Source organism: Clostridium sp. Marseille-P299, from assembly GCF_900078195.1.
Classification (GTDB): Bacteria; Bacillota; Clostridia; order Lachnospirales; family Lachnospiraceae; genus Lachnoclostridium.
The window spans coordinates 378873-396662 of the sequence record NZ_FJVE01000006.1 but is presented as its reverse complement, the minus strand read 5'-3'; the positions used below and the strand labels follow the sequence as shown (position 1 = coordinate 396662).

The 17790-nt window shown below is 32.4% G+C and carries 15 protein-coding genes and 1 tRNA gene; 14 read left to right on the top strand and 2 right to left on the bottom strand.

The window, feature by feature from the left end; translation table 11 throughout:
- The first annotated feature begins 262 nt into the window (after nucleotides 1–262).
- The 8 genes from araA (at nucleotide 263) to BN4220_RS05735 (ending at nucleotide 9381) form a co-directional block, all read left to right on the top strand.
- The gene (gene araA, locus BN4220_RS05775) at nucleotides 263–1759 is read left to right on the top strand and encodes an L-arabinose isomerase (RefSeq protein ID WP_066714625.1); all 1497 of its coding nucleotides are present in this window, start codon (nucleotides 263–265) and stop codon (nucleotides 1757–1759) included.
- Nucleotides 1760–1925: 166 nt separating this feature from the next.
- A complete protein-coding gene (rfbA, locus tag BN4220_RS05765) occupies nucleotides 1926–2804 on the top strand; it encodes a glucose-1-phosphate thymidylyltransferase RfbA (protein ID WP_066714621.1) in 879 nt (292 codons plus the stop codon).
- A 17-nt stretch (nucleotides 2805–2821) separates the two neighbouring features.
- Complete coding sequence (gene rfbC, locus BN4220_RS05760; protein WP_066714619.1) at nucleotides 2822–3382, top strand: dTDP-4-dehydrorhamnose 3,5-epimerase; 561 nt, start codon at nucleotides 2822–2824, stop codon at nucleotides 3380–3382.
- 229 nt (nucleotides 3383–3611) lie between these two features.
- Nucleotides 3612–4454, top strand: a complete 843-nt coding sequence (rfbD, locus tag BN4220_RS05755; RefSeq protein ID WP_066714617.1) for a dTDP-4-dehydrorhamnose reductase — start codon at nucleotides 3612–3614, stop codon at nucleotides 4452–4454.
- Nucleotides 4455–4479: 25 nt separating this feature from the next.
- Nucleotides 4480–4752, top strand: a complete 273-nt coding sequence (locus BN4220_RS05750; RefSeq protein ID WP_082812147.1) for a MutS-related protein — start codon at nucleotides 4480–4482, stop codon at nucleotides 4750–4752.
- 709 nt (nucleotides 4753–5461) lie between these two features.
- Nucleotides 5462–7165, top strand: coding sequence for an ABC transporter ATP-binding protein (locus tag BN4220_RS05745; RefSeq protein WP_066714613.1), 1704 nt, complete (start codon nucleotides 5462–5464; stop codon nucleotides 7163–7165).
- A gap of 19 nt (nucleotides 7166–7184) precedes the next feature.
- Nucleotides 7185–8930, top strand: coding sequence for an ABC transporter ATP-binding protein (locus BN4220_RS05740; protein ID WP_066714611.1), 1746 nt, complete (start codon nucleotides 7185–7187; stop codon nucleotides 8928–8930).
- Between the two features lie 379 nt (nucleotides 8931–9309).
- Nucleotides 9310–9381 (top strand) — tRNA-Gly (locus BN4220_RS05735).
- A gap of 452 nt (nucleotides 9382–9833) precedes the next feature.
- Here the strand turns inward: BN4220_RS05735 and BN4220_RS05730 are convergent.
- Nucleotides 9834–10043, bottom strand: coding sequence for a hypothetical protein (locus BN4220_RS05730; protein WP_066714609.1), 210 nt, complete (start codon nucleotides 10041–10043; stop codon nucleotides 9834–9836).
- Between the two features lie 178 nt (nucleotides 10044–10221).
- Between BN4220_RS05730 and BN4220_RS05725 the strand changes: the two genes are divergently transcribed.
- Together BN4220_RS05725 and BN4220_RS05720 are read left to right on the top strand one after the other, a co-directional pair.
- On the top strand, nucleotides 10222–11067 hold the full coding sequence (locus tag BN4220_RS05725) for an AraC family transcriptional regulator (protein ID WP_066714608.1): 846 nt from the start codon (nucleotides 10222–10224) through the stop codon (nucleotides 11065–11067).
- A 488-nt stretch (nucleotides 11068–11555) separates the two neighbouring features.
- Nucleotides 11556–12044 (top strand): GNAT family N-acetyltransferase, encoded by a 489-nt coding sequence (locus BN4220_RS05720; RefSeq protein WP_066714606.1) that lies wholly within the window; start codon nucleotides 11556–11558, stop codon nucleotides 12042–12044.
- Nucleotides 12045–12259: 215 nt separating this feature from the next.
- Here the strand turns inward: BN4220_RS05720 and BN4220_RS19740 are convergent.
- Nucleotides 12260–13611, bottom strand: a protein-coding gene (locus tag BN4220_RS19740) for an IS3 family transposase (protein ID WP_148401711.1) whose coding sequence is annotated in 2 segments (ribosomal slippage) — nucleotides 12260–13155 and nucleotides 13155–13611 — 1353 coding nt in all. Because the reading frame shifts where the segments join, the coding sequence is not laid out codon by codon here.
- A 705-nt stretch (nucleotides 13612–14316) separates the two neighbouring features.
- Between BN4220_RS19740 and BN4220_RS05705 the strand changes: the two genes are divergently transcribed.
- The 4 genes from BN4220_RS05705 (at nucleotide 14317) to BN4220_RS05690 (ending at nucleotide 17681) form a co-directional block, all read left to right on the top strand.
- A complete protein-coding gene (locus tag BN4220_RS05705) occupies nucleotides 14317–14955 on the top strand; it encodes a cysteine peptidase family C39 domain-containing protein (protein WP_066714602.1) in 639 nt (212 codons plus the stop codon).
- Between the two features lie 259 nt (nucleotides 14956–15214).
- Nucleotides 15215–15874 carry an epoxyqueuosine reductase gene (locus BN4220_RS05700; RefSeq protein WP_066714600.1) on the top strand — a complete coding sequence of 220 codons (660 nt, stop codon included), beginning with the start codon at nucleotides 15215–15217 and terminating at the stop codon, nucleotides 15872–15874.
- 115 nt (nucleotides 15875–15989) lie between these two features.
- Nucleotides 15990–16454 (top strand): DUF1648 domain-containing protein, encoded by a 465-nt coding sequence (locus BN4220_RS05695; RefSeq protein WP_066714598.1) that lies wholly within the window; start codon nucleotides 15990–15992, stop codon nucleotides 16452–16454.
- Nucleotides 16455–17075: 621 nt separating this feature from the next.
- Nucleotides 17076–17681, top strand: coding sequence for a GNAT family N-acetyltransferase (locus tag BN4220_RS05690; protein ID WP_242867743.1), 606 nt, complete (start codon nucleotides 17076–17078; stop codon nucleotides 17679–17681).
- The last annotated feature ends 109 nt before the right edge of the window (nucleotides 17682–17790 follow it).

Below are 17790 nucleotides of genomic sequence, written 5' to 3'. Positions count from 1 at the left end.
TTCGTTCAGATATTTATTACTATATATTAAAAAGATGCAAAAGTTTAGTGTAAAATGAAAAAGTTAATTATTAAGTGAAAAGTTTCAATTACTTCACTATATAATTGGATTGAACTTACCTAAAAAATGGATTATAACTATAGTATAGGAACATAATTCACTGTGATTGAAAGAGAAATAACAGTAATTTAATTATTTCAGTAAATACTGATATAATTTTTTATTTATCTTTCATCACTTTTAAATGAATAGGAGGAATATAATGAAGACGGGTAAAAATTATAAGTTTTGGTTTGCTACGGGTTCTCAAGATCTTTACGGTGCAGATTGCCTAGAAGTTGTTGCTGACCATTCAAGAATTATTGTGGAAGGTTTAAATAAATCAGGAAATTTACCATATGAAGTAGTTTTAAAACCAACACTAATTGATAACGTAAGTATACGTAAAACCTTTAATGATGCAAATGCGGATGAAGAATGTGCAGGTGTAATCACTTGGATGCATACATTTTCACCAGCGAAATCCTGGATTTTAGGTTTAAAAGAATTTAGAAAACCTTTATTACATTTACATACACAATTTAATCAAGAAATCCCATATGACAGTATTGATATGGATTTTATGAATTTAAATCAATCTGCCCATGGAGATAGAGAATACGGACATATTTTTTCAAGAATGGATATTGAACGTAAAGTTATTGCAGGTTATTGGGATGATAAAAACGTTCAAGAAAGAATTGCTAGCTGGATGACAACGGCGATTGGTATTATGGAAAGCAGCCATATCAGAGTTCTTCGAATCGGAGATAACATGAGAAATGTTGCAGTTACCGAAGGTGATAAGGTAGAGGCTCACATTAAGTTTGGTTGGGAAATTGATGCGTATAATGTAACCGATATCGCAGAATATGTGCAGGCGGTTTCCAAAGGTGATATTGATGCTTTAGTAGATGAATATTACAGCAAATACGATATTTTATTAGAAGGCAGAGATGCCAATGAGTTTAAAAAGCATGTAGCTGTGCAAGCTGGAATTGAAATCGGTTTTGAAAAGTTTTTAGTAGAACATGATTATCATGCAATCGTTACGAACTTCCAGATGTTATCTGGTTTACAGCAACTACCTGGCCTTGCAATTCAAAGATTAATGGAAAAAGGCTATGGCTTTGGTGGCGAAGGAGATTGGAAGACCGCTGCTATGGTTCGCTTAATGAAATTAATGACTGCGAATAAAAAGGATGCAAAAGGTACTTCATTTATGGAAGATTATACTTACAATTTAGTACCTGGCAAAGAAGGCATTTTACAGGCACATATGCTTGAAGTTTGCCCATCCATTGCAGATCAAAAACCTTCAATTAAGGTTTGCCCATTGTCCATGGGAGATAGAGAAGATCCTGCAAGATTGGTATTTACTTCTAAGACAGGTAGAGGTATCGCAACATCACTTATTGACCTTGGAACACGTTTCCGCTTGATCATTAATGAAGTTGAGTGCTTACCTCAAGATATTCCAATGCCAAAACTTCCAGTAGCGACTGCATTTTGGAGACCTGAGCCAAATCTTTCAACGGGTGCTGAAGCTTGGATTTATGCTGGTGGCGCACATCATACAGCGTTTTCCTATGATATTACAGCTGAGCAGATGAGCGATTGGGCAGCAGCGATGGGAATCGAATCCGTTATTATTGATAAGGATACTACAATTCGCAACTTTAGAAATGAATTGCGTTGGAATTCAGTTTTCTATAAATAATAGAGATAAAAATAGATACCTCATAGACAGAGAAGTAATAATTTCTGTTTATGAGGTATTTTTAAGACCAGTATTTGGGAAAAATAAATATGTAATCTTGTTAAAATGGGCAATTTATAATATAATTGGTTTTAATGAAGAATATTGGAAAGGTACAGGTAGCTAAATGAAGGGAATAATTTTAGCAGGTGGTTCTGGAACTAGACTGTATCCACTTACTATGGTTACATCAAAGCAGTTATTACCAGTTTACGATAAACCTATGATATACTATCCGCTGTCAACGCTGATGCTTGCGGGGATTCAAGATATTTTAATTATATCTACGCCTCATGATTTGCCAAACTTCAAAAAGTTATTAGGAGATGGTTCAAATTATGGAATTAAGCTAAGTTATGCAGAGCAACCTTCTCCGGATGGACTAGCCCAAGCTTTTATTATTGGGGAAGAGTTCATTGCAGGAGACTCCTGTGCAATGGTTCTTGGGGATAATATATTTTATGGAAATGGACTTACGAATCATCTTAAAAAAGCAGCAGCAAAAGAGCATGGCGCTACTGTGTTTGGATATTATGTAGATGATCCAGAGCGTTTTGGAATCGTTGAATTTGATGACAATGGTAAAGTTATTTCTCTTGAAGAGAAGCCAAAGAATCCAAAATCCAATTACTGTGTCACTGGATTGTATTTCTATGACAATCGTGTGTGTGATTTTGCAAAGAAGGTAAAACCTTCCCACCGCGGAGAACTTGAGATTACAGATTTAAATAAAATGTATCTGGAAGATGGTTCTCTTGATGTTATTACACTTGGTAGGGGATATGCTTGGCTTGATACTGGAACAATTGACGCATTAGCGGAGTCCACCGAATTTGTAAAAGTTCTTGAAAATCGTCAAGGAATTAAAATAGCAGCAATTGAAGAAATTGCATTTAAAAATGGGTGGATAACAAAAGAAAAACTAATGGAGTCTGCAACTTTGTATGGAAAGTCCGCGTATGGAGCACACTTAAAACAAGTAGCAGATGGCAAAATAATATACTGAAAGGAAATGGTGGTAAAATGAACGTAATTAAAACAGATGTAGAAGATGTCTACATAATAGAGCCTCAAGTTTTCGGAGATCACAGAGGTTGGTTTTTTGAATCTTGGTCACAAGCAAAAATGGAAGAAGCAGGACTTTTTTATAATTTTGTACAAGATAATCACTCCTTTTCTGCACAAAAAGGAACGCTTCGTGGATTGCATTTTCAAAAGGGAAATGATTCTCAAGCGAAACTCGTTCGTTGTGCAAGAGGAGCAGTGCTTGATGTTGCAGTTGATTTAAGAGTTGGTTCTCCAACTTATAAAAAGTGGGTGGCAGTTGAGTTATCTGCAGAAAATAAAAGACAATTATTAATACCTAGAGGATTTGCCCATGGTTTCTTAACCTTAACGGATGATGTTGAGTTTATGTATAAGACAGATAATTATTATGCTCCTCAATCCGATCGATCCATTGCTTGGAATGATAAAGATATTTCAGTAATGTGGGGAATTGAAAATCCAATTCTTTCTGAAAAAGATGCGAAAGCGCCTACATTAGCTGAAAGTGATGTAGACTTCAAATATAAGGAGATATAATCGTAAAGATTATTGCAAATAGATAAAATATTAATGGAACTGTCGTTAAAAACATATGGATACATATGAATAAAACTTTACGACAGTTCTTTTCTTATGGAGATGCATTTTAATACTAGAAAAATAAAAGTAAGATAGAAATAAAGATAGAAATAAAGATAAAAATAAAGATAAAAATAAAGATAAAGATATAAAAGAGAGTTATGATGGAAAGAAAGGCAAGAAATCTATGAAGGTTTTAGTAACAGGAGTAAAGGGTCAATTAGGTTATGATGTAATCAAGTCATTAAATAGTAGAAATATTGAAAATATAGGTGCTGGTAGAGAAGAGTTTGATATTACAGATCTTGAAAAAACAAGAGAGTTTATTGTGAATAGTAAGGCAGATGTAGTGATTCATTGTGCAGCATATACAGCAGTTGATCGTGCAGAGGATGAACAAGAACTTTGCGAAAAGGTAAATGTAATTGGAACAAAAAATATAGCAACTGTTTGTAAAGAAATAGATGCAAAAATGGTGTATATTAGCACAGATTATGTATTTCCAGGTACAGGAGAAGCATTTTATGAAGTGGATGACGCAACCGGACCATTAAGTGTGTATGGCAAAACAAAACTACAAGGGGAAGAGCTTGTAAAATCAATCCTTGATAAATATTTTATTGCACGCGTTACATGGATATTTGGTGTGAATGGAAGTAACTTTGTGAAAACGATGCTTCGCTTAGGCAAGGAGCGAGATGTAATAAATGTTGTTGCAGATCAATATGGATCTCCATCTTATACTGCGGATATCGCACCACTTCTTTGTGATATGATTATGACTGAAAAATATGGTACTTACCATGTAACAAATGAAGGAATTTGCTCTTGGGCAGAGTTTACAGAAGAAATATTTCGACTTGCTGGATATGATACGAAGGTAAATCATATAACAACAGAGGAATATCCAACAAAAGCAGCAAGACCTAAGAATTCTAGACTATCGAAAGAAAAGTTGGTTGAGAATGGATTCTATAAACTACCAGATTGGAAAGATGCACTTGCACGATATTTAGAGGAGTTAAAATAATTGATAGGTACATTCTTTAAGTCCTATTGCTGCATCTGCTGCGATATTAAGGTACTTACTTCAAAAGAACTGTATTGCAATTGTGGCCTCTCATGATATTCAATTATTACAAATGTTAAATGAAACATACGATACGTTTCATTTTAGAGAGCAAATAGATGAAAAAGATATTAGTTTTGACTATAAAATACATGAGGGTGTTAGTTACACAAAGAATGCGATTCGACTCTTGCAATATGTTGATTTTCCGCAAGAAATCATTGAGGATGCGAAAAAGAGTTTTGTGGCTGCAGTTTAAAATAAGTTAAAAGAACGATAAATAATTATTCGGTTATAAAATATATTACGATTTAAAAAATATTTTATAATATTATTTTTAGTTAAAAAACAACATTTTGTTTATAAGATAATATTTATCTTTTAGAATAGCATTTTGTTTATAAGATAATGTTTATCTTATAGAATAGTATTTTGTTATAAAATTATATTTATCTTATAGAAGAACATTTTTTTATAAGATATATTTCGATTATAAAAAAGGCACTGTGAAATTTTTTACAGAGCTTTTTTTAGTTACATAAATTAATAAAAACATATATTTTTTGTTTGGCTATTAATGTAATGCAGTTAAGACAATCTATTTCAATTTATTGAAAATTATTAATTAGTATTGTTAATAAACAATTATAAAGAAAAAATAAAACATGTAAAAATAATATAAAAATATATAAAAAATGTCGATTTTTATAAATTGAAAGAGTATAATAAATTTATATGCAATTGTCTGGAAAATTATTAATTATTAGATAACGTAAATATCAAGATAATTATAAATTGTTAAGCAATCCTCAATTGCAAAGAGTATTGTTCTTGTTTTTTATAAAATATCATAAGTATTCTTAGAGGCTAAGTTGAAAAACATGTTTTTTCAACTTTTATACATGACAATAGAAAGTTCAAGAAATGTACTTACTAATGTTTCAGCCTAGAAGAGCATGGGAGTTATTATGAACCAGATAATGTCTTACTTAAAACCTTATTATTTCAAAATGTTAATCGGTCTTATCATCAAAACAACTGGTACCATAGTTGAACTTGCATTACCATGGATTTTATCGTATATGATTGATGATATAATCCCACTGAAGAATGTTAATTATATCCTCATCTGGGGTGGCATTATGTTATGTTGCGCTATTGCAGCACTTATATGCAATACAGTGGCGAATCGAATGGCGTCCAGTGTTGCAAGAGATACCACCGAACATATTAGAAATGATCTATTCTCTAAAATTATTAATCTATCGAATCATCAAGTGGATAATTTCACATTACCATCCTTAGTTTCAAGAGTAACCACAGATACATACAACATTCATCAGATTGTTGGTATGATGCAGCGACTTGGTGTTAGAGCACCGATATTTTTAGTTGGTGGTACAATTATTACATTGACGCTTGATCCTGTACTTACTTTAGTAATGATAGCTGTTATGCCAATAATTTTTGTAACCATTTACATTGTATCAAAATACGGGATACCGATGTATACATTGGTTCAAAAGCGAATTGATGATTACGTTCGAGTTGTACGCGAAAATATTACTGGTATTCGTGTTATTAAAGCACTTTCAAAAGAAGAGTATGAGAAGAAAAAGTTTGATGCATGTAATAGTGCAACTGCCACTCAGGAAAAGAAAACAGGGATGGTTATGTCCAGCGTTAACCCAATGATGCAAGTATGTTTAAATGTTGGGACGGTACTTGTTATTTTAGCTGGAGCTTACCGTGTAAATAGTGGAGCGATTAAACCAGGTATCATTATTGCTTTTTTAACATATGTTACTTTAATCTTAAATGCGTTATTATTTATTTCTAGAATTTTTACGAACTATTCTAAGGCAAGTGCATCTGCAAAACGTATTGTAGAAGTATTAAATGCACCAGATGAGATGGGCGTTATTGATTTACCAAAAGTGAGGAATGATTATTGTGTAGAATTTGATCATGTTTCTTTTTCTTACGATGGTAAAGAAGATAATTTAACTGATATCAGTTTTGGCATTAAAAAAGGTCAAACATTAGGTATCATTGGTGCAACTGGCTCTGGTAAGTCAACTATAGTCAAGCTACTTATGCGATTTTATGATGTTAATGAGGGGGCGATACGTATCAATGGGGAAGATATCCGCTCCATGGATATAAAGAAGCTTCGAGAAAAGTTTGGCGTTGTTTTTCAAAATGATTTTATTAGTAATGATACAATCTTTGAAAATATACGTTTTGGAAGGGACCTTAAGGAAGAAGACGTAAAAGTAGCTGCTGACTATGCAAATGCGTCGGAATATATTTCAGAAAAACCAAAGGGTTTTGATACTGTAGTTGCGATTCGTGGTGCAGATTTAAGTGGTGGGCAGAAGCAGCGTTTATTGATTGCTAGAGCAATGGCAGCTCATCCAGAGATTTTAATATTGGATGATTCGTCAAGTGCCCTTGATTACAAAACGGATGCTGCGGTACGAAAGGAATTAAGAGAACATTTTAAAGAAACGACTACGATTATGATTGCTCAGCGTATTAGTTCAATTATGTCTGCGGATGCAATATGTGTAATGGAAGATGGAAATATCGTAGGTTATGGAACACACGAGGAACTCATAAATAGCTGTGATATTTATAAAGAAATTGCAGAATCTCAAATGAGTGAATAAAAAGGAAGGTTTGCTAACAATGACGAAACGTAAAAAAATGCATACATTTAAGAGGATTTTATCTTATCTTTTTCAATATAAAGCATTAATGGCGATTGCAATCATTCTTTCTATTGCAAGTAACAGTTTTGCACTGATTGGACCAAGCTTATCAGGTTCTGCGATTGATAACATTGGCATTGGACAGGGAGATGTTAATTTTCAAAAAGTATTTTACTATTGTAAATTAATGATTCTATTTTATATTGTATCTGCTGTATTTACTTATATTTTATCGTTAATAATGTTAGAGATTAGTAAAAGAATATCTTATCGTTTGCGTAAGGATTTATTTGAACATATATTAACGCTTCCAGTTGGATATTTTGATACACATCAAACAGGAGATATTATAAGTAAAATTTCGTATGATATTGATACATTAAATTCGACACTTACTTCAGACCTAGTAACCATTTGTTCAAGTGTGATTACGGTTATAGTATCCTTTGTTTCTATGTTAATGATCTCAACCAAGTTAGTACTTGTTTTTGTCGTTACAATTCCAATAACGATAGTTTTAACAAGGAAGATAACAAGTTTAACAAGACCAATGTTTCGTAAAAGATCCAAAGCGCTAGGTGAGTTAAATGGTATGGTTGAAGAGTTAATTTCAGGTCAAAAAACTTTAAAGGCATATCATCAAGAAGAAAATACGATTCAGAAGTTTAAGGAAAAGAACAAAGAAGCTGTTAATGCATATTACCGCGCGGATTATTATGGAGCAATGGTGGGGCCTTCTGTAAACTTTATGAATAATTTATCATTAACATTAATCAGTGTATTTGGTGCGATTAATTATTTGTTTGGAAATATGACACTTGGTAGTATATCTTCATTTGTGTTATATTCAAGAAAGTTTTCTGGACCAATTAATGAATCTGCAAATATTATGGGTGAATTTCAGGCGTCTTTATCGGCAGCAGAGAGAATATTTCAGTTAATGGATGAATTAGCGGAAGTATCAGATAAGGCAGATGCTAAGGAACTTACTGATGTAAATGGAACGGTAGATGTAAAAAATGTATCCTTTGGTTATACTGCTGATAAAATAATATTAAAAGACTTAACATTACATGCACCTGCTGGAAGTATGATTGCTATTGTTGGGCCTACGGGAGCTGGAAAAACGACAATTATTAATTTATTGATGCGATTTTATGATGTAAATGGTGGTAGTATTGAGGTAGACAACCAAGAAATCAGTAGCACGACTAGAAAGAGTTTACGAAAAGCTTACGCAATGGTTCTTCAAGATACTTGGTTATTTCAAGGTACTATTTTTGAAAATATTGCATATGGAAATGACAATGCTACGATGGAGGATGTAATAGAAGCAGCGAAAGCAGCGAAAATACACTCTTATATTAAGCGTTTGCCAAAGGGCTATGATACAATATTGACCGATGATGGTACGAATTTATCGAAAGGCCAAAAACAGTTATTGACGATTGCAAGAGCTATGCTACTTGATGCTAAGATGTTAATTCTTGATGAAGCTACTTCAAATGTAGATACTCGGACAGAAATTCAGATTCAGCAAGCGATGAGAAATCTGATGAAGAATAAAACTTGTTTTGTTATTGCTCATAGACTTTCAACGATTAAGAGTGCGGATCATATCTTAGTTGTTAAGGATGGTAATATTGTTGAGCAAGGAAATCATAAAGAGTTAATGAAGCAAAAAGGCCTTTATAGCCAGTTATATTACTCGCAGTTTGAGTAGTGAAATGGTGATATTGTGATATTGTTAAGAAAGGGAATCTCTTTTTTGTACAATTTTTTGTACTTAACTGGAGAACATTCTTTTGTATTTAGAGAATATTCTTTATAGCTATAGAGCAATTTTTTGTATCTAGTGAATATTCGTAAGCATATAGATAAGTTCTTACAAAAAGAGATTCTACTTTCTTTATATTAGTTCATGTTGTTTCTAAATAATTACAGAGAGTATCTTATTTTGTAGATAATAGGATAAATTATACTTAAAAACTAAAAAAACATGAATTTCGTGAAAAAATATAAAGAAAATAAAGAATAAGTGTTGACATAAGAAATGTTCTATGGTATATTAATACCTGTGAGATGCAACAACAACTAAATACGCACGAGTGGCTCAGTGGTGGAGTATCGCCTTGCCAAGGCGAGGGTCGCGGGTTCGAATCCCGTCTCGTGCTTAATTGAAAAAAATCGCTAATCCTTATAAATCAAGGGTTAGCGATTTTTTGTTGCTTGAAAAACATGTGTGCAGGATGTGTGCAACATCCTTTTACGTACGGGAACTGCTATAATGCCTTGTCCATATAGGCACGATTCTTTTTGATTTCATTGTAATTGTAGATATAGCCTTTCGTTGTATCAGTATCTTCATGACCCACATACACACTGATTTCCTCTAAAGGCATGCCCTCTGCATACAACCTGCTGGCAAAGGTTCTTCGGATGCAATGACTACTCTTAAACGGTACTCCTGCTTCTCTGCAATACTTACGCCAATGTTGCTCATCCCTTTTAACAGTCTTTCTTTCGTAATCCGGTTGCCTTGCAGAATTCTATGAGTGCAGCCGTAGCGTTCCTTACACCATTTGACAAAGTAACAAGCATGCTTCTGAAAATCCTGAAAGGTACTTCAAGTATAAATCTTATGGATGGTAATACGTTCCTGATAACTTAGCATTGCTTTTGCATCCTTTTTCCGCTTTTCTTTTAATAGTGCACGTTCTGCCCTCTGGTTATCATATTTCGAATGAACGATTGCCATTTTTGACTTTAATTTCATTTCCACCTGATGAACCAATGATTGATGTTTCTTTTCTCTGTTACGAGCAATTTTTACCATTTATTGATTTGCTATTTCGGCAAAAGTATAATAAGATAAATTTACAACGCTGAATATTTAGTCAAACAAAAGTTGTTGTCATAAAGAATTTAAGATAAAAATACGATAAATGATTATTTGAAAAGTCGGATAATTGCATTTCATTTCTGATATCATTGGATCAAAGGGGGAGCATAAGATGAATCTCATTGAACAACTTAACCGTGCAATTGGGTATATTGAGTTGAACCTGACTGATGCAGAAGCATTGTCATCTGTAGCAAATGTAACATCATATTCGTCATATCATTTTCAACGTATATTCAATTACCTTACAGATATGCCACTTTCAGAGTATATAAGGAAACGCAAAATGTCAGTTGCGGTAGTGGACCTGCAAAGAGGAGATAAGGTAATTGATGTTGCTGTAAAATACGGATATAACAGCGCAGATAGCTTCACAAGAGCATTTGAAAGGCAACATGGTTTCACACCAACAATTGTTCGGAAGGACGGCGTGAAGTTTCAGATATATCCTCCTTTGACTTTTCAAATTCAGATTAAAGGAGTGCAAAAAATGACATGTAAGATTGAAACAAAAAGTGCATTTGAAATGTTCGGTGTTTATGGCGAAATAAGTTCCGATATGGAGAAAGCATTTGAGGAAGTACCAATGTTCTGTAAGCAGTGTGACGATGATGGTTCGGTTGACGAAATGAATAACTTATTGGGAGAAGAACCTGATACTATGCTCCATGCAGCACTGTATGACCACACGAAGACCACCTTTAAGTATATGATATGTCAGCATGTACCAGAAGCTATGGATATTCCGGAACGATTTACCATACTACATGTTCCGGCTATGACATGGGCTATATTTTCAGTGGATGACTGTGAGATGCAAAATATGTGGCGACGAATCTATGCAGAATGGCTTCCAACATCAGGTTATAATCTGGTGGGAGATATCAATTTCGAAATGTATTACGGCAAAGCAGATAATACGAGAGGTGAAATCTGGATTCCTGTTGAGCCTCAATAAGGTTATTCAGGGGCAGGAGCTATAAATTTATATGGCTCCTGTCTTTTATTGTGGCATTGAGGTTGGAATGAGTATTGGTTAAGAATTAATTCATCCTTTTCTTTTATTGTTTGATTTAGGCTTTCTTTTTCTTTATACTATATGGATATTTCTTTACGTATTATTTGAGTGTCATTTACATGTAGGAGTGAGCAGTTGAATTTCATGGATTTTTATTTAAAGAAATGTATACACAATCTTAGACAGTATAGTAAATACACTTTTATGAAAGGTGTACACAATATTTGGTAATTTTTTTTGTCTTGTTTTGGTCAATATGATATTATAATTAAAGTATATAATAAATTAGAAAATGGTGTCTACCGCATTTACGTAGACATATATGATTAACTAGAAAGGAGAATGATATCATGAGAAAGATAATTATTTGTGGTGGGAGGTTCCACAATAAATAACCTCTAAATAATTGAGAGGAATATTTATATTTTATGATTACTATTAAAGAGACAAGCAGAAGTGAGATATCTAATGTAAAAAAATTATGGGCAGATGGAGATGTTATGAGATTTGTAGGATTTCCAGATGGACTACACGAAACAGAAGAAAGAATGAACGATTGGTACGATTGGATTTTATCTACCAGACCAATGGTAAACCATTATTCCATCTTCGAAGATGCTGTGTATTGTGGAGAGACTTTTTTTAAGATTGATAATGAGCATAGTAATAGTGCTGCGTTGGATATCAAATTATTTAAGTTTGCGAGAGGTAAAGGAATAGCGACTAAAGCGCTTTCTTTTGCAATCGAGGAGGCATTTAAAAATGGCGCAGAAAAGGTTTGGGTAGACCCTAATTCGATTAACAGTAGAGCTATTGCTTTGTATGAGAGATTAGGATTTGAGCGTAAACCAATGCCTGAATATTTGCTTGACGAAGATGAAACCACATCAATTTACATGGAACTTAAAGAAAAATGATTTATTGTGTAATTTTCATTTGGTATTCAAATTTAGAAATATTAAATGGAAATTGTACATAAAAATATGTGCACTATTAAGTGCACATAAATCAGAAGTGGGTGAACCCCCTTTCTTTTCAGTATTTGTAGGATAGGATTATGGTTTGAATCCCGTCTCGTGCTAACGAAATCCCTTGATTTTGATCTGACCCCAAAAAGTTAGACAAATATTTATTACGCTACTTTCATGGAATGAGTTCTGTACTCTACAGGGCTCATTCCTTTTAGTTTACTCTTAATTCGTTTGTTATTATAATAATCTATGTAATTTCTAAGTTCTTTTTTAAACTCTTCTATAGATTCAAATGTTCTTAAATACATTAATTCTGATTTCAAGAGCCCAAAGAAGTTTTCCATGAGAGAGTTATCTAGGCAATTTCCTTTTCTGGACATACTTTGCTGAATACCTTTTTCTTTCAAGCGCATCTGGTATGATCTATGTTGGTACTGCCAGCCTTGATCACTATGAAATACCAAATTTGTGCTATCAGATAACTTTTTAAAAGCTTTGTCCAACATATCCATTACCTGACTAAGAACAGGTCGTTCGCTTATACTGTAGCTAATTATCTCGCTATTATACATATCTAAAATTGGAGAAAGATAAAGTTTTGTTCCAAACAAAGAAAATTCAGTGATATCAGTTGTCCATTTTTGATTCGGCTTTGTTGCTGTGAAATCTCGTTGAATAAGATTCGGAGCAATATTTCCTATTTCACCCCTGTAAGAGCGATATTTCTTAATCCTAACCATGCATTTTAATTGTAAAGTTTTCATCAGCCTTTGAACAGTTTTATGATTGATTTTATATCCACGATTATGGAGTTCCATAGTAATTCTGCGGTATCCATATCTTCCCTGGTTCTCATGATAAATGGCGGTGATCTCTTCTTTTATACGCTCATATTTATCGGGCTTGTTTAATTTTTTTACATAATAGTAGTAAGTACTTCTTGACATACCAACATATTTAAGTAATGCTGTCATTTTAAATTCTTGCCTTAATTCGGTAATGACAGCTACTTTGTCTTCTTCCCGGATTTTTCCCGTGCGTGAATTAAGGCATTCAATTTTTTTAAGTAAGCATTCTCCATACGCAGTCTTTGCACTTCAGTTAATAAGTCTTCGTTTTCTTGTACATTTTTCTTTTGCGATTCTTTCTTCATGGTATTCTTCATTTTATTAGCCCTTCCTCGATTATCGATATACAGAGCTTCTTTGCCTTGTTCAAAATAAATATGTTCCCATTTTGATATCGTTGGTGGCGAAGGGATGTTAAAATAGGCTGCAGCTTGACGTATAGATGCTCCTGTATTATGAATATATTCTACGACAGATATTTTAAAATCTCCAGTATAACTTCCATGAGTTGTGTACAAACCTTCAATATCATTTTGTATGTATGCATCTCTCCATTTTCTAACATCACTTTTATCAACATTGAATTCTTTGGCAACATCTTTTATAGAAACATCGCCTTTTAAATATCTTTGTACCACTTTAAGTTTTAATTCTGTGGAATACATCTTTTTTCCTGATGGCATAAAAATATCCCCTTTCATTAGACCGTTGTTTTTGTCTAACAAAAGGGGTTCACTTCATTTTTCAAGGGATTTTTTGTTGTGCGGATATGTACATCATATGCGTACTACTATTTTGTGTTCTTTCTAACAGCTTCATTTATAAGGTTAAGATTTTCTTGTTCCGTATTGGATTGTCAATACTTACTAAGCCAATAGGTTACTGTTCTGGCAATATTTTACTATAAGGACTCCCATACTCTTAAAATTTTCTCCACTAAATATATCTACCTTTTCTTTCATCCTTTGAATGGCTGTCTATGCTTCTTCATCCCAGTGTGTGCATCAATGATTTTCTTTCAATTATAATATTAATTAATATTATAGAAATTGGCGTACACATAATTAAAGAAGTGCAGGAAGAGCACATTTAAGAACGGGTATACAATAAATGAAATAAATTTCACTTTATGGCACAATATGGTAAAATATAGTGTAAAGAGAAATTATTATATTCAATAGAATTACTTTGTCATAAAGCATGAAACATCAAGTTAGAAAAAAGACAAACAAAGGGGATGAAAATTGTGTATGGACAATGTAAATAAGATATACGAAGCAGTATACCTTTATTAGATACAACCAGTATCAGATAGCTTTCTAGATAAGGAAATATATAAATGGATTAATTTATTTTGTAGGGAGGTAAGAATGTACATACTTATATTAAATATTCTAAATAAGGTAATATGCGTAGCCTTATGGATTTTTTTCATAGATGCTATATTAATGTCAGTACCAATATATCACTTTAAAAAAAATAATAGTTATTCAGATAGATATATATTAGATTTTGAAAACCATATTGATTTTCAAAGTGGTAATTCGTGTGCTGCCTTTGCAACAGCATACATTTTAAGATATTTTAATATAAATGCAGATGGTAATACTTTATACAAAGATTTTCCATGTAAATTACATGATGGAAGCATTACTCCTTTAGGTATAAGAAAAGTGTTTAAAAGATATGGATTCAAAACGAAATATTATAAAGGAAATATGAATAGCTTAAAGGCGGAATTAGAAAAGGGGATCCCTGTTATAGTATTTATACATTCAACTCCAACAGCAAAGGCAAGGCATTTTGTCCCAGTGACAGGATTTGACAAAGAAGGATTTTATCTTGCTGAATCGATAGAAAAATTAAGCAATATTGCTAATGATAATGGTGTTTATAACCGAAAAGTTCTTTTTAGTGAATTCAGAAAAATGTGGAACATAAAAACAATTTATATGCCTTTTTATAGTTTTACATATATCTCAATTATCCCAAAAGAGAATTTTAAATAGAACCATGTATATCTATCAAGCTTTTCTGTTTTTTATTTCTAAAAATCATGTTTGCGTAGAGCAATTTACACTTTATAAAGGTGTAGATTATACACTTTTTTCCATCGTAAATTGATTTGCTATAATAAAAAAAGTATAATTGGATGGAGCAGCTTCCGTTATGAAAAGTGTTTGAGGTTGATAAATATATAAATTGGATTATATCATTTAAATGTAGTTATAAAATAAATAATGGCTAATTCGGTCTGGGGGACTACATATGATTAGCGAAATAATTTCAGAGTTAAAAACTCGCGGCATTAATTTTATGAAAGTAATTGATATATCGAAGCTTCCTGTAAAAGAAAATAGTGGTTACAACGTTGCAATTTTGATAGGAATAGTACTAAGCCCTTATTACATCCTACAACAATCTAAAGAAAATATTATTGATCATTCCGAGTTTAGGGAAAAGGAGTACCTTGCTGGTGAAATTGCAGAATGGTTGGCTAATTTTATCATAGCAAAAGGATACAGAGCCAGAGCGCAATCGGATCGAAATCTAATAAATGGATTTTATGATGGAACAACAAAAACTACTACTCTTCCGCATAAAAAAATTGCTATATTGGCTGGACTAGGTTGGATTGGGAAAAGTAATTTGTTAGTTACACCGGAATATGGAAGTGCGTTTTGTATGTGTACTGTTTTAACAAACGCACCGCTTCCAATTGAAGACAAACCAATGATAATGCCTAAATGTGGGGATTGCACTGTTTGCAAGGATATATGTCCCACCAGTGCTATCCATGGAACTACATGGGAACAAGGTATGAATAGAGATCTTCTAGTTGATGTATACCACTGCGTTGGCTGTTTAAAATGTTTAGTCAACTGTCCATGGACTCAAAAGTATATGTATAATAATATAACTAAATAAAAAGAACGCTATAAGACATGTCCTACATGTGCCAGTTTATTGGCTACGGGTTATAGTATAATAATGTAGATTGCACAGACATTAAAATAGGAATTGAATGTGAGGGATATCTAAATTGAAATTAAAAAAGAATAAGTATGAAATTTTAGTAGAAATTATATGTTTAATTTTACTGATCGGAGTTTTGATTTACCTATTTTTAAATTGGAATAGTATACCAGATAAAATTCCAGGTCATTATAATGCTACGGGCGAAATTGATAGGATTGGAAGCAAAAAAGAATTACTAGTGCTTCCTATCGTTAGCTGGCTGATGTACTTAGGAATGACCGTATTAGAAAAATTTCCTCAGGTTTGGAATACAGGTGTTACAGTGACAGAAGAAAATAAGGAACGAGTTTATCGAGTATTAAAAAATATGTTAAGTACAATGAAATTAATAATGGTAGCCGTTTTTGTGTACTTAACAATAAATTCTTCACAGGCAAAATCATTACCAGTTTTATTTCTTCCTGTATTTTTGACATTGATGTTTGGATCAATCATATTTTTTATTATAAAGTTAGTTAGAATTAGATAAATATATTTTAATTATTTGTAACTTAACATGTTCAATTAATGCTTGTTTGTGTAGTTCCACATTGTGGTTTTATATACTATAGTATAGATGATAGGTAACCTTGACTAAACTCATTCTTTATCTATTTTACTAATTTTTCCTATTTTATAGTTAGTTTATCAGAAGCGCAGCTGATTTAAAAACGATAATTTAGAAAAGGGGAATGAGTATGAAGCCAAATGAAAAAGTTATATAAAGATATGATAAAAGCTACCGTTTATTGCGGTAGCTTTTATTAGACAAATTAGATTTTCTTAATGGATAAATACAGGAAATCAGAAATTAGAATAAGTACATATTTATCACTCTTATATAATTAAGTATCTTACTGATTAGAGTTACAAGTATGAGTTATTTACATTAAAAGGATAGAGCATGTTGAAATGATTATCTATATTTAGTATAATCAAATGGTAATATTTAGAATGAAATTATTACACAATATAGCAACTGCTTTATACGTGTTAATAAATATAATAGAAAGGATGGGATATAAATTATGAACAATATGTCTAATACAACCAAACCTGTAAGGAGGGTTCAGGGAAAATAATCCTCCAATAATTTTATGGAGGTCACTAAGTGAGTGAGCAAAGAGTTAGAATTGAAAATATAAAAGATAGTTTGTTAATACGTAGCGCAACGTTAGAAGATGCTAGCATTCTTACGAAATGGTGGAATGATGGAACAGTAATGGCCCATGCAGGATTTCCAAATGGATTAAATCAATCCATTGAGCAAACGAAAGAACAAATCAGAAATAATGATTTAAGACTATCACAACAATGCATTATCGAAATGGAAGATAAAAGAATAGGTGAAATATTCTTTGGGATTGGTCAAGAGTTTGCGGAAATCGGTATTAAGATATGTGAAATAGAATATCAAAACAAAGGATTGGGAACAAAATTAATACATATGCTAATAGATTTTCTTTTTGAGGATACGAATATTAATAATAAGGTACGTATTAAAAAGATTATTCTTGATACGAATTTAAAGAATATTAGAGCACAGCATGTATACGAAAAAATAGGATTTACTAAAGTATCTGTGAATTATAATTCGTGGAAAGATCAATTAGGGATTTTACAATCCAGCGTATATTATGAACTAACTAGAGAGCAATATGAAGAAGGAGCTCGAAGGGGTTCTGATAATGAAGTTAATCGTGAAAAATGTTATTAGAAAAAGTTAGCGCAGTCAAACTTTAGAGTTATATTATTAAAATGGCCTTAGAAATATTGATTATATCGGTATTTCTAAGGCTTTTATATTATATAGATCTAATCTGGTC